This is a genomic window from Comamonas sp., assembly GCF_009360615.1.
Classification (GTDB): Bacteria; Pseudomonadota; Gammaproteobacteria; order Burkholderiales; family Burkholderiaceae_C; genus Comamonas.
Genome location: NZ_SPEY01000051.1, coordinates 15255 through 37102, shown reverse-complemented (window position 1 = coordinate 37102; position 21848 = coordinate 15255). Strand labels below are relative to the sequence as shown.

The window sequence follows — 21848 nt, the reverse complement described above, 5'->3', positions numbered from 1 at the left end:
CCCTCAAAGGCAGCCAGCCGGGGGGCTGGCATGCCTGGGGCGCAACGAGGCAGGCCGCGTGGCTTACAGGGCGCCGCCCGAGCCGCGTGCGCCCGAGGAGGGTACTGACACGCCGAGAATCGCCGCAGCCACGGCCTCGCCGACCTTGATGCCGTCGACACCGGCCGACAGAATGCCGCCCGCGTAACTGGCACCTTCACCGGCCGGGTACAGACCGCGCGTGTTGTCGCTCTGGAAGTCGGCGCCGCGGCCGATCTTGACCGGGGACGAGGTGCGTGTTTCCACACCAGTCAGCACGGCATCCTTCATGTCGTAGCCGCGAATCTTCTTGCCAAAGGCGGGCAGGGCCTCGCGCATGGCTTCGATCGCATAGGCGGGCAGTGCCTGGTGCAGATCGCCGAGGCTGATGCCGGGCTTGTAGGAGGGCTGAACTTCGCCAAATTCGGTGGATGGCTTGCCAGCCACAAAGTCGCCCACGAGCTGGCCGGGCGCACTGTAGTTCTGGCCGCCGAGCACATAGGCTTTGGACTCCAGCTGGCGCTGCAGCACAATGCCGGAGAGCGGGTGATGCTCGCCTTTTTGCAGCTTTTCGACGCCAAAGGTCTTGCCGTCGAAGGCCCAGGCAAAGCTCTCGGCGTCCTGCGGGTAGTCCTCGGGGCTGATGGCGCAGACCATGCCGGCATTGGCATTGCGCTCGGCGCGCGAATACTGGCTCATGCCGTTGGTGACGACGCGCCCGGGTTCGCTGGTCGCGGCCACCACGGTGCCGCCCGGGCACATGCAGAAGCTGTAGACGGCGCGGCCGTTTTTGGCATGGTGCACCAGCTTGTAGTCGGCAGCGCCCAGCAGCGGATGGCCGGCATCCTTGCCCCAGCGGGCGCGGTCGATCACGCTTTGCGGATGTTCGATGCGAAAGCCCACGGAGAAGGGCTTGGCCTCCATGGCCACGCCGCGCTCGTAGAACATGGCAAAAGTGTCGCGCGAGCTGTGGCCCAGAGCCATCACGGCATGATGGGTGGGCAGCGCATAGCTTTGGCCCGTGGCCTGGTCGAGCACCTGCAGGCCGACCAGCTGGCGCTGGCCGTCGACCTCTTCGATCTGCACATCGGTCACGCGCTGCTCGAAGCGGATTTCGCCGCCCAGGCGCACGATTTCCTCACGAATGCCTTCGACCAGCTTGACCAGCTTGAAAGTGCCGATATGGGGGTGAGCCGCGTAGAGAATTTCGGGCGGAGCACCATAGGTCACGAACTCTGTCAGCACCTTGCGGCCCAGATGGCGCGGGTCCTTGATCTGGCTGTAGAGCTTGCCGTCGGAGAAGGTGCCGGCGCCGCCTTCGCCGTATTGCACATTGGACTCGGGCGTCAGCTCGCGCTTGCGCCACAGGCGCCAGGTGTCCTTGGTGCGCTCGCGCACGGTCTTGCCGCGCTCCAGCACGATGGGCTTGAAGCCCATCTGGGCCAGCACCAGTGCGGCAAACATGCCGCAGGGGCCAAAGCCCACGACCACGGGGCGCTCGCTCAGATCCGTCGGGGCCTGGCCCACGGGTTTCCAGCGCATGTCGGGAGTGGGATTGACATGGGGATGGTTGGCAAACTGCGTCAGCAGTGCGACCTCATGGCTCTCGTCGGCCAATGTGATGTCGATAATGTAGACGGCCAGCAGTTCTGCCTTGCGCGCGTCGAAGCTGCGTTTGTGCACATGCACCTTGGCGATGGCGGAGGCCGGAACGCCCAGACGCTCGGCTGCGAGCTGCGCGAGCTTGTCCGTGGGCTGATATTCGGTGTGGTTCTCGGGGTGGTATTCAACTGCCGAGAGAGGAAGTTTGAGTTCTGCGATCCGGATCATGGCTTGTACCTATCAAGCAAGGGTCTGGATGGTAAGCCAAAGCCCGTGGGCCGGCTTGGCGCGGCCGGGGTGACCTTGGCACCAGATCGGTGAACCCATCAATTTCCGTAGCGCATGGAGATTGCTGGGAAAGACATGCGGCGCATTCTTGTGTCGCATTGGTGCAGAAAGGGTTGGGCACGGTCTGCGGTGACGGTTGCAGAGCAAGCAGGGGGCGACTCTCGGACGAGTCTGCATTGCCCATGACCCAGCTGCAGTCTGCATCCGTAAAGCTTTCCTCGGCCTCGCGTGCAACTCCGTGCAGAAGCCGGTTGCGGCAAGCCTCGGCCCTACCCGGGGCACTGCCTTTCCTGCCGGTGCCCGGCCGTGTCGCGTCCGCCGCAATCGCTGCGGCGACGGCCCTGGCGGACGGGCCAAAGGCGGCGATAGCGGAGCCATCATCGCTGCAGTGCGCCGTACCACCGCATTTGCGGCCGCCTGACCTGCGAGGTCACCTTCGATCCCGACCACCCGCTGTTGCCCGAGTGCTCGGATGTCAGCGATGGCCGGGATGGCCTGCGGACGCACATGCAGACTCGCCTGGTCTAAGAGCGCTGCGAGCCGGTGGTGGTGACGGTTGTCGAGATCTGGCCGGGCAGGACGGCTTGGGTCTGCACCCGGGCATGATGCTCCCGCCTCCGCCCGGACGCTGAATCAGGCTTCATATCACCAGTCTGGAGTAGCCGATTCCGGCTGCTTTTTCCACGCGGATCTGCGCTGGAATACGCTCCTTGAGCGCTTCCACATGGCTGATGACGCCAATCATCTTGCCGCTGGCGTTGAGCGCATCCAGCGCGGCCAGCGCGGCCAGGGCGATCTCCAGCGTGTCGCCGTCCAGCGTGCCGAAGCCTTCGTCCAGGAACAGCGAGTCAATCGAGGTCTTGCTGCTGACCAGATCCGACAGTGCCAGTGCCAGTGCCAGGCTGACCAGAAAGGCCTCTCCACCGGAGAGCGTGCGCGTGTCGCGCGCCACATCGCCCTGCCAGCCGTCCACGATGTCCAGCTCCAGCTCGCCCGTGGGCTTGCGCCGCAGCAGATAGCGACCGTGCAGGCGCTCCAGGTGCCGGTTGGCCAGGTGCAGCAGATGGTCTAGCGTCAGCCCCTGCGCAAACTTGCGGAATTTGTCCCCCCTGGCGGAGCCGATCAGGCTGTCCAGGTGTTGCCAGAGATCGCAGTCCTTTTCCTGCTCGGCGATCCGGGCCAGCAGGGCTTGCCGCCCCGCGCGGCGCTCGTCGTCGTCTGCCAGGCGTGCGCGGTGCGCGCCCAGCTGCTCGGCCTGCCGGGCGCGCTCGGCTTCCAGCTGCGTGATCTGTTCGCCGATGCTCTCGGGCGTTTCGGCGCTGAGCGCCCGTGCCTGAAGCTCCGCCAGGCGCTGGCTGGCGTCGGCCAGCAAGGTGGCTGCGCGTTGTGCCGCGCCCTGAAGTCGGTCGCTGAGTGCCTGCAGACCTTGCTGTTCGGCGTCTGGCAGCAGGGCCGAGACGTACTGCGCTTCGTCGGAGAAGGGGCTGGCCTGCAGCGCCTGCTGCCATTCGGCCAGGGTCTGCTGCGTCGATCGCTGCAACTGCTCAAGGTTGGCTTGTGCCTGGCTTGTCTGACCTTGCAGGGTGGCCAGTCGCTGCGATGTCTGCTCCAGCAGGGTGATGCTGTCATGCAGCGTTGCGGCGGGCGGTGCGGTACAGGCAGGGGCGTCGGCGGGCAGACCGGGCAGGGCCTGGCTGCGCTGCTGCCAGTGCTCGGCTTCTTCTGTGGCCTGCGTGACCTGGCGTTGCAGCAGCTCGATCTCCTGGGACAGCGTTTGCATGGATTGTTGCTGGCGCTGCCATTGCTGCCATTCCCGCTGGCGCTCAGCCAGCCAGTCGGCCGTGTCCGGGCCGTCGGGCAAGGCATAGCCCGCCTTTTGCAGGGCATGCTGCAAGCGGGTCTGCAGATCCCCGGACTGCTGCAGCAGGGAATGCAGTGCCTGCGTGGTCTCCTGCTGCTGGCTCAGGTGGCTCTGCAGAGACTGCCGGGTGCTAGCCTGTGCATGTGCGATCTGCTGCCGATGCTGCAAGGCCGCCTGACAGGCCTCTTTGGCCTGTTGCAGCTGTTGCTCGGCCGTTTCGGCATCGGCCAGGCTCTGCTGCAGCCGTGCAATCTGCTGCTGCGCTTCAGCGCACGCGGTGTGCAGTGCCTCGGGCTGCTGCCATGCCGCCTCATCCAGCGGCGCCGTGCTCTGTGCGCGCAAGTCCGCCCAGCGTGCCAGCCACTTCTCCATCTGCTGGGCAATGGTTTCCTGTTGCTCCTGCAGATGGCGCTGCCGGCCCTGGGCCGTGGCCAGCGCGGTGTTGAGCTGCTCGCCCTGGCGCTGCAGCGATTCCAGCGCGCTCTGTGCCTGCTGCAGTGCAGCGGCGGTCGCAGAGACGTCCAGCCCCGCGTACTCGGTGATGGCCGGGTGATCCTGGGAACCGCACAGCGGGCAGGCTTGGCCGGGTTGCAGCGCGGCGCGGTGGGCTTGCAGGCTTTGGATGAGACGCTCCTGGTCAAGCAGGGATTGCTTGTCGCTCACCGTGTCCTTGAGTGCCTTGTACTGCATACGCAAGGCATCGCGTTGTGCAAGCTGCTCCTGAACACAGGCGTCAATGTCGCTCAGCGCCAGCGCATTGCGCTGCCGCTGTACCTCCAGGGGCTGGCGCAGCGCGGCGTGCTCCTGCAACTGCTGCCAGAGATGCAGCTGGCGTTCCGCGCTCTGCCAGTGGCTGCGCAGCTGAGACAGGCCTCCATGCAGGTCCAGCAGCTGCGCAAGGGCTTGCTCTGATGCCTGCTGTTTCTGCTGCGCCAGGGCAACCTGCTGTACCGACTGCGAGCATTGCTGTGCCTGGACTTCGGCTTGCTGTTGCAGGTGCCGGGCCGCTTGCTGCAACTGCATTGACTGCGCTTCTGTCTGAGCGGCCTGCCGCTGCAGTTGCTGGTCTTGCTGCAGCTGCTCGCGCCAGCCACTGAGGTTTTCACCCAGCAGGGCGTGGCGGGCGTGAGCCTGCATCCATGTCGTCAGGTCGTCCTGCCGCGCCTGCGCGGACTGAAGTTGCAGCCGAGACTGCTGCAGCTGATCGTCTGCCAATTGCCGGGCCCGGCGATGCTGCTGCCATTGCGCGGCCTGGGCCTGCAGCCGCAGCGCATGCAACTGCCGCAACTGCTCGGCCTGCGCGCTTTGCTGGTCTTGTGCCTGTCGCCAGCGCCGGTGCATGGGCTGGATGGCCTGCGCGGGTCCATGGGCCTTCAGGCGCAGCAAATCGTGCGCGGCATCATTCAGCGCTTGCTGTGCGCTCGCCTGCGCACTGCGCGCCTGCTCCACCTCCTGCATGGCCTGCATGGTCTGTGCCTGCCAGCGGTGCACGGTTTGCAGCTGCTGGTGGCGCGTCTGCAGCTCCGTCAGTCCGCTCTGGAGCAGCGCCGCCTGGGATTGCAGCTGCTCGCGCGTACCCGCATCCAGAAGCGGCATGCCTTGTGCCTGGGCCTGCTGTTTTTCCAGGGCCTGGCGGGCGTCGCGCGCGCTCTCGAACACGGACTGCGAGATGCGGCCGTAGATATCGGTGCCGGTCAGCTCTTCGAGCAGTTCGGCGCGCTCATTGGCCGTGGCCTGCAGGAAGGCGGCAAAGCCTCCCTGGGCCAGCAGCATGGACTTGGTGAAGCGTGCAAAGTCCAGCCCGGTGATCTCGGCGATGCGACGGGCTTTGTCCTTGACGTGGGTGGTGAGTATGCTGCCGTCCGCCACCCGAGCCAGCTCCACCCGGGGCGCTTGCAGGGCAGCGTCCGGTTTGCCACGCGCGCGGCGCTGGCTCCAGAACGCGCGATAGGCGATGCCTTTGACTTCGAACTCCACCTCGGCTTCGCACTCACCGGTGTGGCGCGTCATGATGTCGTTGCTGCCGCTGATGCTGTCGAGCCGTGGCGTCTGGTGGTAGAGCGCGAGACAGATGGCATCGAGCAGCGTGGACTTGCCTGCCCCCGTGGGGCCTGTGATGGCAAACAAGCCGTTGTCGGAAAAAGGGGCGGCAGTGAAGTCGATGTTCCACTCACCCTTGAGCGAGTTCAGGTTCTTCAGCCGCAGTTTGAGAATTCTCATTCGACAGCTCCCGTCTGGTCATGCAGGCCGTGCAGCACCCGTTGATAGCGCTCGGTCAGCGCCGATTGCAGCGGTGGATCCAGGTGTTCCTGAGCCAGCCGTCGTGCGAACACGTCGAGCGGGGTGAGCTCGTCCAGTGACTCGCGGGCCTGGCCTGACAGCTGTGCCGCGGCCTGACCGCGTCTGCGCTTGATGCGCAGAATCTCCACGGGCAGTGATTCGGCCATGGCCTGCACGCGCGCCGTGAGGTCGGACAGGTAGTCGTCTTCCTCTACCGTCACTTCGAGCCAGACCGGCTGATCGGCGTGTGCCCGGGCTGATGCAGATTCCAGCAAGACAGGCATCTGCGCCAGACTGCCGGCAATGGAGGCCATGGGCTGGAACATCGGAACGGGCAGGGCGGTGACGGCCTGCAGTCCGTCGGCATTCAGGTCCACCAGCAGGACCTGCTTGCTCTGCCGGGCCTCGTCAAAGCCCAGCGCGAGGGGAGAGCCGCTGTAGCGGATGTGATCGAACCCTCCGACCAGCTGTGGCTTGTGGATGTGGCCGAGAGCGAGGTAGCAGACGGGCGGGAACGCGCTGGTCGGAAAGGCCTCCAGTGCACCCACGTAGATCTCACGCACCGATTCATTGCTGCTGGCGCCCACCGTGGTCAGGTGACCGGTGGCGATGATGGGCAGCCGCTCGCCCAGGCTGTCCAGCATCTCCTGTTGCCGCTGCAAGGCTGCTGCATACACGCGCTGGTAGGTGGAGCCTATTGCGGCTTGCAGCGCCTGCTGCTTGTCCTGAGCGCTTTGACCGGCCTGGCTTTGCTGTACATCGCGGGGGCGGATGAAGGGCAGGGCGCAGACGATGCAGCCAGGCCTGCGTGCCGGGCCGCGCAGCGGCAGCGTGACGACATGCCGGGCCTCGTCGCCGGTCGAGCTGACGACCTGAGCGCCCAGGTGAGCCAGCAGCTCGCGGCTTTCGTCGAGCACGCTGACCGAGTCGTGGTTGCCCGCCAGCAGCAGCAGGGCCGCGCCTGCGTCGTGCAGGCCCACGATGAGCTGGTTGTACAGCTCGCGTGCATAGCTGGGAGGGGCTCCGGTGTCGAAGATGTCGCCGGCGATCAGCACGGCATCCACGGCATGGGTCTGAACCTGGACGAGCAACCAGTCGATCAGGGACTGATGCTCGGCCTGGCGGCTGCGGCCCATGAAGTGCTGGCCCAGATGCCAGTCTGAGGTATGGAGAAGACGCATGCGGCGATGGTATGCGAGCCGGCGCGCATGCGCGCTCTGATTCGCCATCGAGTTGCGGTTGCGCCGGCCCCCGGACCCGGCTGCCACCCCGGATCAGATCCATGGGCCCTGCCTGCGCTCCAGGCGCAGTTGGTCGAGCGCGCCGCCACCGTGGTCAGGGGACATTGGCCGCAGAGCGGCGTGCAGGCGGCGGGTCGGCACGGCTTCAGCGCTTGCCGCTGCGCTTGGACGTCCAGTAGCCGAATTCTTCTTTGCCGACTTCATAGTCCAGCTCCTGCAGGCGGGCCTGCAGGTTCTGCTGCACATCGGCCACGGCCTGGTTGTAGATGCTGGGGCCGATTTCCGCGAGAAAGAAGTTTAGCAGGGCACCGGATTGCATATTGCCTATGGGCTCGTCCATGTTTTCGCGGAAATAGCGTTCCAGCGAGGCCATGGCCTGCTGCTGTGCGTGTTTGGGCAGTTCTATGCTCATCGATCAAGCGTTCCTGTCAGTTTCGGGTGCATCAAGGGTCTGATGGTCTGGGATGATTGTGGCGTATCGTGCTCCGTCCGCGCCCGGCAGCCTTCGCCGCGCGGGCCTGGCATGCAGACGCGGCTGGATGGACGCGGGCTCGGCGTTCTGGTTCAAGCAGGCCGCCAGGCCCCATCGGGGCGCGCAACGGTGCAGGGAGCCCGATTTCCAGTTTCGGTCCCGGTGCTCGGCAGTCCGCATCTATTGCTGCACCACGTGCACTTATCATGTGCATATGCCCATGTTGATAGGGGGTGGTGGCACCAATACGATGGCGTCTTCATCATTGCCAAGGAAAAGCCATGGCCCATGCCATTCGAATCTACAGCGCAGGTGCGCCCGAAGTGATGCAGCTTGAAGCGCTGGATCTGCCCCCTCCGGGACCGGGCGAGGTTCTGCTCGAACAGACCGCCATGGGGGTCAATCCTCTGGACGTCAACCAGCGCAAGGGCCTGGTACCGATTGCGCTGCCGTCGGGGCTGGGCCTGGAAGGCGCTGGGATCGTGGCTGCGGTGGGCACCGGAGTCTCGGACCTGAAGCCAGGCGATCGTGTCGGCTACGCGACCGGTCCGCTGGGCGGCTATGCCAGTGCGCGCCTGTTTCCCGCCGATCGCCTGGTCAGGCTTCCAGACGCGGTGGGGGATGACGTTGCCGCGTCGGTCCTGTTCAAGGGCATCACGGCCCAGTATCTGCTCAAGACAACCGCTCAGGTGAAGCAGGGCAGTCGCGTGCTGATCTATGGCGCTGCAGGGGCGCTGGGGCAGCTGATGTGCGCGTGGGCAACGCATCTCGGTGCCCAGGTGCTGGGCGTCGTCTCCAAGCCGGCCAGCGTGGAGCGTGCCAAGGCGGCGGGGTGCGACCAGGTGTTTGTCTTCGATGCGCAGTCACTGCCTTCCCAGGTGATCCAGGCCACCCAGGGGTGCAAGGTGGACGTGGTTTACGACTCCATCGGTAAAGACACGTTCTTCGCATCGCTGGACTGTCTGCGACCCCGAGGGCTGATGGTGTCGCTTGGCGCCACATCGGGCCAGCCGCCGGCTGTCGATCCGGGTGTGCTCAATGCCAAGGGTTCGCTGTTTCTGACCCGTCCGTCTCTGGCCGCACATACGGCGACGATCGAGGAGTATCAGCGTCGTGCGCAGGACGTGCTGGATGCCATCGCGGGCGGAATCATCCAGCCCCGCGTCTGGAAAAGCTACGCGCTCAAGGATGCAGCTGCGGCGCACGCCGACCTGGAGCAAGGACGCTCGCAAGGCTCGATCATTCTCACCCCCTGAATCCCGACAGGCACCATGGACATACTCGACAGTCAGCGCACGGACGAACTCGCCACGTTGCTGGCACTGGCTGACCGGGGGTCTTTTGCCGCTGCCGCTCGCTCTCTCGGGCGTCACCCTTCCGTGCTCTCCAAGCGCTTGCAGGCGCTGGAGCGGAGACTGGGCGTGCGCCTGGTGGAGCGCACCACACGTCAGCTGCATTTCACCCGCGAAGGCCGGCAATTGGTCGATAAGGTGCGACAGGCCGGCCAGCTGATCCGGGATGCGGAGCAGGAAGCGGCGCAGGGTGCGCAGCAAACGCGAGGGCGGCTGCGCCTTTCCATGCCTGCGACCATGGGGCGGCGCTGGATCAGCCCCATGCTGGCCGAGTTTTCGCTGGCCTATCCCGAGGTTGCGCTGGAAGTGGAGTACAGCGAACGCATCGTGGACATCGTGGGAGAGCATTTTGATGCCGCCATACGCATCGGCCATCTGGTGGACAGCAGGCTGGTGGCCACGCGGCTGTGTGACCAGTACCGCCTGCTGTGCGCATCCGCCCGCTATCTCGAGCGCCATGAGGCGCCTCAAACACCAGAGGATCTCGCCCGTCACAACTGCCTGGGCTACACCGGCCTTCTGGACTTTCCGCAATGGAGACTGGTTCGCTGCGCAGGGAAGAAGGCGGCCAAGGCTGTGGAATCGGTGCGCGTCAGCGGCTCCATCCTCAGCAACGACAACGAGGCGCTGCTGCATGCAGCCATCCGGGGCGTGGGCATCATTGCCGGCAGCGACTGGCATCTCATGCCTTGCGTCCATGCCGGGGAGCTCATCCGGATATTGCCGCAGTGGACATTGGGAGATGCAGGCGGCATCTACCTGGTACGCCCGTCGGGGCAGTACAGCACGGGCGCCATGAAGGCGTTCAAGCAATGGGTGACGGAGGCTTTTGCGCAAGCGCCCTGGCGGACCGCCAGCCGCTGAGCTGCCCCCGAGTCCTGTGGCTCCAGGGGACGATCCACGCATCTGATGTGCCGGACAGTGGCAGCGCAAGGCCTGGTGAGGGGCCGCCGCGCGATGACTAGGCGTCGCTCTTGCTTCCCAGCCAGGCCGCACTATTGAGAAAGAAGCGTACCAGCTCGCTTTGACGACGGGCACCGGTCTTGGAGAAGATGGAACGCAAGTGCGCTCTTGCCGTATTGAGGCGGATGCCAAGCGTCTTGGCGGCCTCCTCCAGCGTCAGGCCATGGGTCAGCTCGATCACCAACGAGGTTTCTGCAGATGTGAGCTGGAACAGCTGCTGGGCCAGATGTGCGGACGGATCGGCCTTGCCATCCGTGTTGCGCATGAACACCGCGACGCAGGGGCGGTTCTCGGCCTCCGCTTTTTCGCCCGAGGAAATGCTCTGCACGACAAGGCCCCAGTTGAGCTGGCCCGAAGGACGCGCAATCGAAATGCCTTCGGTCATGACCGAGGCCGATGTCCGGGAGAATAGCAAGGCATCCTTGATCAGGCGCTGCAGCTTGCGGTTGTCGCTCGCATATTCAGCTTCCAGCATGCCGTCGGAAATCCTGATTCCATCCTGGGCATCGAGAATGCCGTTGGCTGCAGGATTGCTCTCCAGCAGTCGGCCATGCTGATCCAGGATGACCACCCCGACCATCAAGCGGGCCGTGACGCTGCTGTACAGCGACATGACCTGACGATCATGGTGAAGCGCCAGATGCATGTTCAGTGCGCGGCGGATGTGCGGCATGATCATGCGCCCCAGGTCCCGATCCCGCTGGCTGAACGCGGGCTCCGATTCGGGACGCGTGATCCGCAGGCCGTAGACACTGCCATCGGTGGTCACGATGTCTGCAGCCATCACATGGAAAATATTGTGCAGACGGCACCAGTCCTTGTAATAGACACAGCTGCGCCACTCGCTTTCCGACATGAGGTCCGGAATGGTCATGAACTGCTCCTTGGGCATGCCAAGGAACGGACTGTGCTCGCTGTAGACGTCATGCGTGAGCAAGCCCTCGAGGCCGCCCGATGCAGTGACCACCAGACCGATATTGTCCCCCTCGGTCTGGCGGATGATCAGCACGGCAAAATTGCTTCGCATGTGCGTGCGAATCACTTCCAGGCAGGATACCCAGGCCTCCGGCAAGGACGCCGCGTCATAGAGGTGATTGATGAACTCGCTGAAACGCTCCGCGCTGATCAGCTCTGCGGTCGCCGGGCTCTGCATTGCGGCCGACGAGCCATCCTTGATTGCAACACTCATGGACGCTTGTGCGTAATCGATGGATTTCAGTTTGCCGTAGGTGGGGCTCATGGCGGTGACCTCTTGCTGCATCGCATTATCAGCGCCACATTGCCTGCCTTCGGTCGATAGGATTTGATCCTTTTTATCACGGGTCCGTGTATCCGCTGGCGCAGATATTCCCTGTCCTGAGGGCTGCCGGAAAGCGAGCTCCGGATTGCCGGCACATGGCCCCGGACTCTGCCCTGGAAAGGATATCCGGGGTCGCAGGCCGCCGAGGACGGGGCCCGTGGCGCCTCAATCATCAAAATCCCAGAGTTCATGCAGGTCCAGGCGCAGGCGGCTGTCGCTTTCCAGCATGTCCATGCGCGCCATGCGTTCTGCCAGCACGGCATCGGCGAGCACACGGCGCGCAGCCAGCAGCTCGGGCAGGCCCGACTCGCCGGCACGATAGGCGCGCATTGCACGATCGGCCGCACTGCGCTGAAGTTCCACCGCCCGTGCCTGTGCCGTGGCTGCAGCACGCCTGCCGCTGAGCTGATTCCAGAGCACATCGAACTCTGCGCCCAGGCGCCTCGCCACGGCCAGGCGAAGCGACAGAGCCGCATCGGCCTCGGCCAGCGTGGCCGCAGCCTGTGACTGTCGATACGCGGAGCCCAGTGGCAGACTGAGGCTCACCCCCGCGATGCGTTCGGCACCGCCACGCTCGCTGCTGGCGAACACGCCGATCGTGGGGTCCGGGCGACGTTCGAGATCCGTGCGGCGCGCTCTGTGCAGCGCCAGGTTCTCCTCGGACTGTGCGAGCAGATACTCGTGGCTGTGCTCGATGTAGCGCGAGCGCAGCTGAGTCTCCGAACCGGCCGGGAGTGGCGGGGGCAGGTTTGCCGAATCGCCTGCCATGCCGACCGCGGGGCACAGATCGGGAAAGCGTGCGCAGAGTTCGGCCCGCGCCGAGGTCCGCGCAGCCTCTGCTGCGGCCAGCGCGGCCTGCATGCGCGCCTGTTCGGCGGCTGCCAGTTCGGTCTCAAGCCTGGCCGCGTCGCCAGCCCGTAGACGGCGCTCGGTGATACGCGCCAGCTCCGCAGCGGCATCGGCATTGCCCTGCGCCGCCTGCAGGGTCTGCGCAGCGCGCAGCACTGAAAACCACAATGCAAGCAACTGGCGTGCCGTCTCGTGCCGGGCATCCTGCGCCGCCACGATGCCGGTGGTCCGGGTCGCTTCGGCCAGCTCGGCATCCACGGCTGCCTTGCCCCAGAGTCGCAGCGGTCGCTCCAGGGCGATCTGGCCTTCGGTGAAACGCTGACCGGAGCCATCATGGGTCCAGCGGCGCTGGCCCGAGGCCCGAACCACGGTTTCATGAGGGCCGCTGCGCAGACCGTCGGCGCGGGCCTGGGCGGCCCTTCTTGACGCATCGGCTGCCTGCACGGCGGGTGACTGCTCTATCGCCAGGCGTACCGCAGTCTCGGCAGGCAGATAGCTCTGGGCCTGCGCTGCCCCTGCAAGCAGCAACGCTGCGGCCAAGCCACGCAGCAAACGGACAGGCATGGCAAGGCGCGGGAAGCAGGATCTGAAACTGCCTGTAGCAGTCTGGCAAAAAGCGTTTGCAACTTTCATGCGTGTATCTCCTTGGCGCGACGCGCCACGCCAAAGCGTTCGAACAGCATTGGCAGCAGCAACAGGGTCAGTGCCGTGGAGCTGATCAGACCCCCAGCCACGACGACGGCCAGGGGGCGCTGGATTTCCGAGCCCGGGCCGGTGGCCAGCAGCAGCGGCACCATGCCCAGAGCCGTGATGCAGGCTGTCATCAGCACAGGCCTCAGGCGGTCACGCACGCCTTGGCGCACTGCCCGGGTCAGCTCCATGCCCGATGCCAGCAGCGCGTTGAAGTGCGAGACCAGCACCACGCCGTTGAGCACGGCAATGCCCAGCAACGCAATAAAGCCCACCGAGGCGGGCACCGACAGGTATTCGCCGCTCAGGCGCAACGCGGCCATGCCACCCACGAGCGCAAACGGGATGTTGGCGATGACCAGCAAGGCCTGCCGCGTCGAGCGGAAGGTGAGAACCAGCAACACGAAGATGGCCGAGAGGGCCAAAGGCACGACCAAGGCCAGGCGGGCGGCTGCGCGCTGCTGGTTTTCGAACTGGCCGCCCCAGACAATGCGCAGACTCTGGAGATCGGGGTCGGCTGTCACGGATGCCTGGGCCTCGCTGACAAAGCTGGCGAGATCGCGCCCCTCGACGTTGACCTGCACCACGGCAAAGCGCGCTCCGTCCTCATGGTCGATACGCACCGGGCCGTCCTGAGGGGACAGTGTCGCGAGCGAAGTGAGAGGCCAGACCGTGCCGTCGGGTGCGGTCACCAGCAAGCTTGCCAGCCCTTCGGGCGAGTGTCGCAGCGCGGCTTCACCACGAAGCAGCAGCGGTGTGCGCACCATGCCCTCGGGCACGATGCCGATACGCTCACCCTCGACCAGTGCGCGCAACTGGGCCTGGAGGGCATCACCGGAAAAGCCGGACTGCCCGAGTGCTGCGCGATTGAGCGCAACCTGCAGGTATTGCACGCCGCTGTTGCTGGGCGCAATGACTTCGGAGGCCCCGGAAATGCTGCGCATGCGCGACGCAATCGCCCGGGCTGCGGCATCGATCCTGGCCAGGTCGGTGCCGAAGATCTTGATGGCCACATCGCCGCGCGCACCCGTCAGCATCTCGGAGACGCGCATCTCGATGGGCTGTGTGAAGCCGTAGATCAGGCCCGGAAAGCCGTCCATCACGCGGCGGATCGCATCGGCGATGTCCTCCTTGGTGCCGCGCCATTCGGCCCTTGGCCGGAGCACCAGAAAGGTGTCGGTCTCGTTGAGGCCCATGGGGTCGAGTCCCAGGTCGTCCGAGCCCGTTCGCGCCACGATGGAGCGGATTTCCGGCACGCCTTCGAGCAGGGCCTGCTGCACGCGCCGGTCCATGTCCAGCGAGGCGGGTAGCGAGATCGACGGAGACTTCTGCAGCTGAACGATGAGATCGCCTTCGTCCATGGTCGGCATGAACGTCTTGCCCACGGACAGGTAAAGGGCCGTCGCGCCGGCCAGCGTGGCCAGTGCGATGCCGAACACCGTGCGCCGGTGCGAGAGGCTCCAGGCCTGAAGCCGGGCAAAGCCGCCGGACAGCTTGCGCATCAGCCAGGGGGCATCGCTGGCATGCGAGCGCAGCAGCAGCGAAGCCAGCGCGGGAACCACGGTGAAGGCAATGAGCACGGAAGCACCCAGGGCCAGAACGATGGTCAGTGCAACCGGCGCAAACAGCTTGCCTTCCAGGCCCTGCAGCGTCAGCAACGGCAGGAAGACAATGGCGATGATGGACACGCCTGCCAGCATGGGGGCCGACACGGCCGACACGGCATCCCGGATCAACCCGGCGCGGTTCGAGGCTGTAGCCTCCGAGCCGTCTTCCTGCCGGTGAGCCAGCGCGGTCTCGATGTTCTCCACCACGACCACCGAGGCATCCACCAGCATGCCCAAGGCGATGGCCAGACCGCCCAGGCTCATCAGGTTGGCCGTCAGGCCCACATGGCGCATGAGAAGGAACGTGGTCAGCATGGACAGCGGGAGCGTGGCGGCGACCACCAGCGCAGCACGCAGTCCGCCAAGAAACAGGTAGAGGATGATGACGACCAGCACACTGGCCTCGACCAGAGCGCGCACCACGGTGCCGGCGGCGCGCGAGACCAGCTCGCCGCGGTTGTAGAACACCCGGGTGCTCATGCCCTCGGGCAGGCGTGGCGCCAGTTCGTCGAGCCTGGCTTGCACCGCATCGACCAGGCGGCGAGCATCCACGCCGCGCAATCCCAGCACCAGCCCCTGCACCGCCTCGCCCTGTCCGTCGCGGCTGACGGCGCCGTTGCGCGTGGCCTCTCCCAGGCGCACCGTCGCCACATCTCCTACCGTGGATGCCGCCTGGCCGTTGCGGGCCGGCACGACCACGACGGCACGCAAATCGTCGAGACCTCGCACTCCCCCTTCAACGCGCACCACCCAATGCTCTTCACCACGATCCAGCCGGCCTGCTCCGTCGTTGCGATTGTTGGCCTGGAGTGCCTGACGCAGCTGGTCGAGCGTCACGCCGCGAGCGCGCAGCCGCTGCGGGTCGGGAATCACCTCATAGCCGCGCACCATGCCGCCCAGGGCATTCACGTCGGCAACGCCTGCAACGGTGCGCAGCGCGGGTCGTATCACCCAATCCAGCACATGACGGCGTTCGGCCAGCGAGTGGCTGTCGCTGTCAACGGTGAACATGAACATCTCGCCCAGCGGCGTGGTGATGGGTGCCAGGCCTCCCTCCGCCGTGGCCGGAAGGTCGCGCTGCATGCCCGCCAGCCGCTCGGACACCTGCTGGCGGGCCCAGTACACATCCGTGCCCTCCGAGAAATCCACGGTCACGTCGCTGATGCCGTATTTGGAGACCGAGCGCACGATGGTCTTGTGCGGCAGACCCAGCAGCTCCTGCTCGACGGGCGTGGAGACGCGCTGCTCCACCTCTTCGGGCGTCATGCCTGGCACTTTCAGAATCACCTTGACCTGTGTGGGCGAGATGTCGGGAAAGGCATCGATGGGCAGTTGCACATAGGCCCAGGCGCCCGCGAGCGCCATGGCCGCTGCCGCGAGCAGCACGAGAGCACGCTGGCGCAGCGAGAAATCGATTAGCTTGGCCAGCATCACTCACCTCCGGACATCAGGCTTTTGAGTGCAGCGATCCCCGCCACCGCAATCCGCGCACCCATCGGCAGCACGCCGTGCACCACGGCCGTCGCCTCGTCACGTGTCTCGACCGACAGCGCTGCAAAGCGCACGCTCTTGCCGGTTTCAATGAACACGCCGGTCTGGCCTCTCCAGTACACGAGTGCTGCCGCAGGAATGCGCAGACGGTCAGCGGTATCGGCCCGCGCACTGTCCGCGCCAGGTGCCTTGAGCGTCAGCATGGCCGTGACACTCTCGCCCAGACGCAAATCGCCGTTGTGGCTCAGCGCCACACGCACGCGCATCCCGGCACTGCCGTCGCCCACGGGCGCTATGCCCTCGACCTTGCCGGCGGCGCCGCGCGTGGCGACCTGTACACGGTCTCCGACGGAGGGCAGCGGCAGCTCGCGCCCCAGCAGCAGATCCAGCTCCAGGCCCTTGGGATCGGCCACCCGCACCACCGCTGCCGAAGCCTCCACGCGTGCGCCGGGCTGGACCATGACTTCGGTCACGATGCCTGCGCGTGGCGCCAGCAGCTGGGCCTCGCTGGCTGCCAGCTTCACACCGCTGGCAGCCAGTTCGGCGCGTCTGGCCTGGGCCATGGCTGCCGCTTCGCTGGCATGCGCCTGGGTGGACTGCCATCGACTGGCGGCGATGATTCCGTCATCATGGAGCTGTCGGTCGCGCGCCAGGGCCTGTTGTGCCAGGCGGGACTGCGACTCGGCTTCCGCCAGTGCGCGACGCGCTTCATAGAGCTGGGGGCTGGTGAACGTCGCCACGGGCTGTCCTGCCCGCACGGACTGTCCGACCGCGACCAGCACACGCGGCAGCGCCCCGGCATAGGGCGCGGCGACGACGGCCTGGGCGTCGGGCCTGAGCACGACACGCGCATGGGCCGAAACGTTGAGCTCTGCGGAGCCCTGTATGGATTGAAAGCGCACACCCAGGGTTCGCGCCTGCTCGGGGGATAAGGGCACGGCCTCGGCGGCGATGCCCGCGACCGGCAGCGCAAGTGCGCCGGCCAGCAGCCATTGGAGGAAAGACATTCCTGACTCCGGAAAAGGAAAAGACATGCCACCATGCACAGGCATGGAGGCCGACCGGCCTGTGCAAGGCCTGGGAGATCAGGAAAATGAGGGCGGAGCCTGGGCCGGAGACGGCCGGATGATGCGGCCTTGCCAATGTGAAAGTCTGTGCGCCGGCCGTGGGCGCGGAACGGGTCTGGCGGCAATGCAGCGCATGAGCGAGGCGCGCAGGCCCAAGGTCAGCAGAGCCAGCCACATCACGGCCAGCAGCGGTGCAGGCAGCAGGTCCAGCGGCTGCAGTGCATTTTGCACATCCACCTCAAAAGGCTCGGCCAGGGCCTGATCGTCGAGCTGCTCGCCGAGCGCGTCGTGTTTGCTGAACAGATGGAAATGAGAATCAGCCATTCTCGAAGGCGTCGTGTGCACATGCAGGCCGGATTGATTCGGAGTCCCGAAGTGGCCGTGCAGCAGCGGAATCAGCAGTTGCGCTGCCATGATCAGCAGCAGCAATGCGCTCCGCAGAGAAAGTCTCTGAATGGCACGCGACATGCGAACGATTGTAGCGCTGCGGTGTTCGGGGCCGCAGCGCAATCCATGGGTCCTGGATCGGGCATTCCGCCGACAGGACGTGCGGGGCGCGCAGCCGGCCGCTGCGGGCAAGGACTGCAGCGCTGCAGTCCTGACGTCGGCCCGCCATGTCGGCTGGGCCGGCTCACTGCGCGGCTTCGTCCTGGTCGGCCAGGAAGCCGCCGCTCTGGTGCGCCCAGAGCTTGGCGTAGATGCCGCCGCGCTGCAGCAGTTGCTGGTGCGTTCCCTCCTCCACGATATGGCCTTCGTTCATCACGATGAGGCGGTCCATGGCCGCGATGGTGGACAGGCGGTGGGCAATCGCGATCACGGTCTTGCCGTCCATCAGCGAATCCAGGCTTTCCTGGATGGCGGCTTCCACCTCGCTGTCCAGAGCGCTGGTGGCTTCGTCGAGCAGCAAAATGGGCGCGTCCTTGAGCATTACGCGCGCAATCGCCACACGCTGGCGCTGGCCGCCCGAGAGTTTGATGCCGCGTTCGCCGACCTGGGCGTCGTAGCCGCTGCGGCCTTTGAGGTCGGTGAGCGTGGCGATGAAGTCCGAAGCCTCGGCCTTGTCGGCAGCGGCTCGCATCTCGGCTTCGCTGGCGTCGGGGCGGCCGTAGAGGATGTTGTCGCGCATGGAGCGATGCAGCAGCGAGGTGTCCTGCGTCACCATGCCGATGGCGCTGCGCAGGCTGTCCTGCGTCACGTCGCGGATGTCCTGGCCGTCGATGGTGATGCGCCCGCCTTGCGGCTCGTGAAAGCGCAGCAGCAGGTTGACCAGCGTGGACTTGCCCGCCCCCGAACGGCCGATCAGTCCGATGCGCTCGCCGGGACGGATGTGCAGGTTCAGATGGTCCAGCACCTTTTTGCCGTCCGCCTTGTAGCCAAAGCTCACGTCCTCGAAGGCAATGGCCCCTCGCGTGACCTGCAGCGGTCTGGCCGAGGGCGCATCGACGATGGTGCGCGGCTTGGTCAGTGTGGTGATGCCGTCCTGGATGGTGCCCACGTTCTCGAACAGGCCCGTCATCTGCCACATCACCCAGTGCGAGTAGCCCATCAGCCGCAGCGCCATGGCAATCACGGCCGCCACCACGCCGGCGGAGGCCTGACCCTGCGTCCACAGATACAGCGCCGTGCCTCCGCTGCCCAGCAGCAGCAGGGCAATCATCAGGTGGTTGGTGATCTCGAACAGGCTGACCAGACGCATCTGCGCATAGCCCGTGGCCTTGAAGGCCTCCATGGCATTGCGCGCGTATTCGGCTTCGCGACGCGTGTGGGCAAACAGCTTGACCGTGGCGATGTTGGTGTAGGCATCGGTGACGCGGCCTGTCATCATGGAGCGTGCATCGGCCTGCTCCTTGCCGATCTGGCCCAGGCGCGGCACAAAATAGAAGCAGGCGGCGGCATAGGCGGCGAACCAGAGCGCAAACGGAACCATCAGCCGCCACTCGAAACTGGCGGCCAGGATCAGAATGCCGATCATGTAGACGCCCACGCCCACAAACACGTCGACCACCATGAACACCACTTCGCGCACCGACAGCGCGGTCTGCATGATCTTGGTGGTGATGCGACCGGCAAACTCGTCCGCATAGAAGGACATGCTCTGGCCCAGCATCAGCTTGTGGAACACCCAGCGCAGCCGCATGGGGAAGTTGATGGCCAGCACCTGGTGCATCACGGTGGTATGCAGGGCCAGCAGCGCCACGCTGCCCAGCAGGATGGCGGCAATGCCCAGCACCGTGGCCTGTTGTTCGGCCCAGAAGTTGGCGGGCGAGACCGTCCCCAGCCAATCCACCACGCGGCCCATGATGGCGAACAGCACCGCTTCGTAGGCGGCCAGCAGGGCCGAGGTCAGGGTCATCAGGCCAATCCAGCCGCGCATGCCCTGGGTACAGGCCCAGACAAAGGCAAAGAATCCCTTGGGCGGAACCCTGGGCTCCTGGCCGGGATAGGGGGCTACCTGTTTTTCAAAAAATCGGAACAAGATGGACATACTCCCGTGTCATGCTTGTGGCATATCGTGACTCCATGGTAGGGGAGTGCCCGGTTTTGGTGTCAAGTACACGGTAAGACCGCTTGTCCCATGGGCGATTGGCATGGCCTGATGAAGGGCCGCGAGCCCCGACCATGGCGATCCGCGCGACAGGCATGAAAAACGCCGCAACGGGTGCGGCGTGGCAGGGAGGCGCGCAGCGAAATCAGGCGTTGGGCAGGAAGCCTTCGACCGACAGATAGCGCTCGCCGGTGTCGTAGGCAAAGCCCAGCACCCGGGCGCTGGCAGGCAGCTCGGGCAGCTTCTGGGCAATGGCGGCCAGCGTGGCACCCGAGGAAATGCCGACCAGCAGGCCTTCCTCGCGGGCGGCGCGGCGCGCGTATTCGCGTGCGGGCTCGGCCTCCACCTGGATCACGCCGTCAAGCAGGCTGACGTCCAGATTCTTGGGCACAAAGCCGGCTCCGATACCCTGGATGGGGTGGGGCGCGGGCTGACCGCCGGAGATCACGGGCGATGCCGCCGGCTCCACCGCATAGACCTTGAGGTTGGGAAATTTGGCCTTGAGCACCTTGGCCACGCCAGACAGGTGACCGCCCGTGCCCACGCCGGTGATGAAGGCGTCGAGGCCATCGGGGAAATCGCGCAGGATTTCCTGGGCTGTGGTGGCTTCATGCACGGCCACGTTGGCGGGGTTCTCGAACTGCTGGGGAATCCAGGCCCCCGGCGTCTGGGCGGCCAGTTCCTGGGCGCGGGCGATGGCGCCCTTCATGCCTTTTTCCTTCGGTGTCAGATCGAACGATGCGCCATAGGCCAGCATCAGGCGGCGTCGCTCGATGCTCATGCTCTCGGGCATGACCAGGATCAGCTTGTAGCCCTTGACGGCTGCGACAAGGGCCAGGCCCACGCCGGTGTTGCCGCTGGTGGGCTCGATGATCACGCCGCCGGGACGGAGTGCGCCGGATTTCTCGGCATCCTCCACCATGGACAGCGCAATACGATCCTTGATGGAGCCGCCCGGGTTGCTGCGCTCGGACTTGATCCAGACGTTGGTATTGCTTCCGAACAGGCGGTTGATGTGAATGACGGGCGTGTCGCCAATCGTTTGCAGAATGTTGTCAGCTCTCATCGGACCTCCACGAATAAGGATGGTGGGACAGTGGATCGCAGCGCAGTCTCTCTGCGCGGACACAATGCATTGTGCACGCAAGCGTTCTGCGAATGGGCTATATCGATATGACCCGGAAAGCGGGCAAGGCCTCTGGCGATGATTAACATCGCTGCATGAATCTACGGTTTCTGGAAACCTTTGTGCTGCTGGCCGAGCTGCGCAACTTCCGCATGACGGCCGAGCGGCTTTTCACCACCCAGGCGGCGGTCTCCAGCCGCATCGCCACGCTGGAGCAGGATTTCGGGGTGCGCCTCTTCGATCGCGGCGTGCGCGAAGTCACGCTCACGGCCGACGGTGCCAAGGCCCTGGTGCATGCCGAGCGCATGCTCAGGCTGATGCGCGAGATGCGCGAGGACATGCTGGACAAGCAGGCCTATGCGGGCGTGATCCGCATCGGTGCCATCGAATCCATCGTGCACAGCTGGTTCCCCGACTTTCTCGCGCTGCTGCAGCAGCGCTATCCGCGCCTGCAGGTGGAGATCGCCTGCGACACCACCATTCACCTGTCGGAGCAGCTTCACAAGGGCCAGCTCGATATCTCGCTGCAGGCCAAGTCTGTCTCCAGCGGCACCATCGCCAATCTGTCGCTGGGCGAGTTCGCCATGGCCTGGGTGGGCAGCCCCAAGCTGGGCATCGGTGACGAGACCCTGAGCCTGGCCGAGCTGGCAGCGTTTCCCATCATGAGCTTCGCGCGCGGCTCCGAGCCGTATGCGGTGATCGAGCGGTTGTTCAGCGCCGAGGGCAGCGCCTCTTTGCACATGAACTGCATTGCCTCTGTGGCGACCATGATCCGCGTGGTCTGCGACGGCCTGGGCGTGGCGGCCGTGCCACCGGCCATCATCCAGCGAGAGCTGGCCGAGCAGCGCCTGCGCCTGCTGCGCGTGGATCGCGAGTTCCCCTCGCTGCCGCTGGTGGCCTGCTGGCGCAACGATCACCAGAACCCGCTGGCCGAAACCGTGGTGCGCGCCGCCGAAGAGGTGGCCACGGCCTTTGCGCTGAACCACGGCCAGGCCGTGGCGCGGCTGCCCACACCCCTTCTGGCAGGGGACGCATAAAGCGCAGAGGCAAACACCGTGGGTGCCGGCGCCAATGCCATGCCGAGCATGGGGTGTGC

Annotated in this window: 14 protein-coding genes; 3 read left to right on the top strand and 11 right to left on the bottom strand. The window is 65.6% G+C overall.

The genetic code is table 11. The annotated features are described in order from the left end of the window. Positions 1 to 63 precede the first annotated feature (63 nt). From E2583_RS14695 to E2583_RS14680, 4 genes are all read right to left on the bottom strand, one after another. On the bottom strand, positions 64 to 1848 hold the full coding sequence (locus E2583_RS14695) for an NAD(P)/FAD-dependent oxidoreductase (RefSeq protein WP_291596933.1): 1785 nt from the start codon (positions 1846 to 1848) through the stop codon (positions 64 to 66). Positions 1849 to 2548: 700 nt separating this feature from the next. After that, a complete protein-coding gene (locus E2583_RS14690; protein ID WP_291596931.1) occupies positions 2549 to 5989 on the bottom strand; it encodes an SbcC/MukB-like Walker B domain-containing protein in 3441 nt (1146 codons plus the stop codon). Beyond that, positions 5986 to 7230 carry an exonuclease subunit SbcD gene (gene sbcD, locus E2583_RS14685; RefSeq protein WP_291596929.1) on the bottom strand — a complete coding sequence of 415 codons (1245 nt, stop codon included), beginning with the start codon at positions 7228 to 7230 and terminating at the stop codon, positions 5986 to 5988. Before sbcD ends, E2583_RS14690 begins: the two co-directional genes overlap by 4 nt. Before the next feature lie 205 nt (positions 7231 to 7435). Continuing rightward, entirely contained in the window at positions 7436 to 7702 is a 267-nt protein-coding gene (locus tag E2583_RS14680; RefSeq protein ID WP_291596927.1) for a DUF2164 domain-containing protein, read from the bottom strand. A gap of 341 nt (positions 7703 to 8043) precedes the next feature. On the opposite strand from E2583_RS14680, the gene E2583_RS14675 reads away from it, so the two are divergent. Continuing rightward, positions 8044 to 9018, top strand: coding sequence for a quinone oxidoreductase (locus E2583_RS14675; protein ID WP_291596926.1), 975 nt, complete (start codon positions 8044 to 8046; stop codon positions 9016 to 9018). A 15-nt stretch (positions 9019 to 9033) separates the two neighbouring features. Continuing rightward, on the top strand, positions 9034 to 9978 hold the full coding sequence (locus tag E2583_RS14670; protein ID WP_291596924.1) for a LysR family transcriptional regulator: 945 nt from the start codon (positions 9034 to 9036) through the stop codon (positions 9976 to 9978). Between the two features lie 97 nt (positions 9979 to 10075). Here the strand turns inward: E2583_RS14670 and E2583_RS14665 are convergent, their stop codons facing one another. The 7 genes from E2583_RS14665 to cysK form a co-directional block, all read right to left on the bottom strand. Continuing rightward, entirely contained in the window at positions 10076 to 11317 is a 1242-nt protein-coding gene (locus E2583_RS14665; protein ID WP_291596922.1) for a LuxR family transcriptional regulator, read from the bottom strand. 225 nt (positions 11318 to 11542) lie between these two features. Next, positions 11543 to 12790 (bottom strand): TolC family protein, encoded by a 1248-nt coding sequence (locus E2583_RS14660; protein WP_291597067.1) that lies wholly within the window; start codon positions 12788 to 12790, stop codon positions 11543 to 11545. A gap of 65 nt (positions 12791 to 12855) precedes the next feature. Next, on the bottom strand, positions 12856 to 15954 hold the full coding sequence (locus E2583_RS14655; protein WP_291596920.1) for a CusA/CzcA family heavy metal efflux RND transporter: 3099 nt from the start codon (positions 15952 to 15954) through the stop codon (positions 12856 to 12858). After that, a complete protein-coding gene (locus tag E2583_RS14650) occupies positions 15954 to 17021 on the bottom strand; it encodes an efflux RND transporter periplasmic adaptor subunit (protein WP_291596919.1) in 1068 nt (355 codons plus the stop codon). The genes E2583_RS14655 and E2583_RS14650 overlap by 1 nt, the downstream gene beginning before the upstream one ends. A gap of 78 nt (positions 17022 to 17099) precedes the next feature. Further along, positions 17100 to 17549 (bottom strand): hypothetical protein, encoded by a 450-nt coding sequence (locus E2583_RS14645; protein WP_291596917.1) that lies wholly within the window; start codon positions 17547 to 17549, stop codon positions 17100 to 17102. 163 nt (positions 17550 to 17712) lie between these two features. Continuing rightward, positions 17713 to 19557 (bottom strand): ABC transporter ATP-binding protein, encoded by a 1845-nt coding sequence (locus E2583_RS14640; RefSeq protein WP_291597065.1) that lies wholly within the window; start codon positions 19555 to 19557, stop codon positions 17713 to 17715. 214 nt (positions 19558 to 19771) lie between these two features. Next, a complete protein-coding gene (gene cysK / locus E2583_RS14635; RefSeq protein ID WP_291596915.1) occupies positions 19772 to 20692 on the bottom strand; it encodes a cysteine synthase A in 921 nt (306 codons plus the stop codon). Between the two features lie 155 nt (positions 20693 to 20847). Here cysK and E2583_RS14630 point away from each other — a divergent pair, with 155 nt between their 5' ends. Beyond that, entirely contained in the window at positions 20848 to 21789 is a 942-nt protein-coding gene (locus tag E2583_RS14630) for a LysR family transcriptional regulator (protein WP_291596913.1), read from the top strand. The last annotated feature ends 59 nt before the right edge of the window (positions 21790 to 21848 follow it).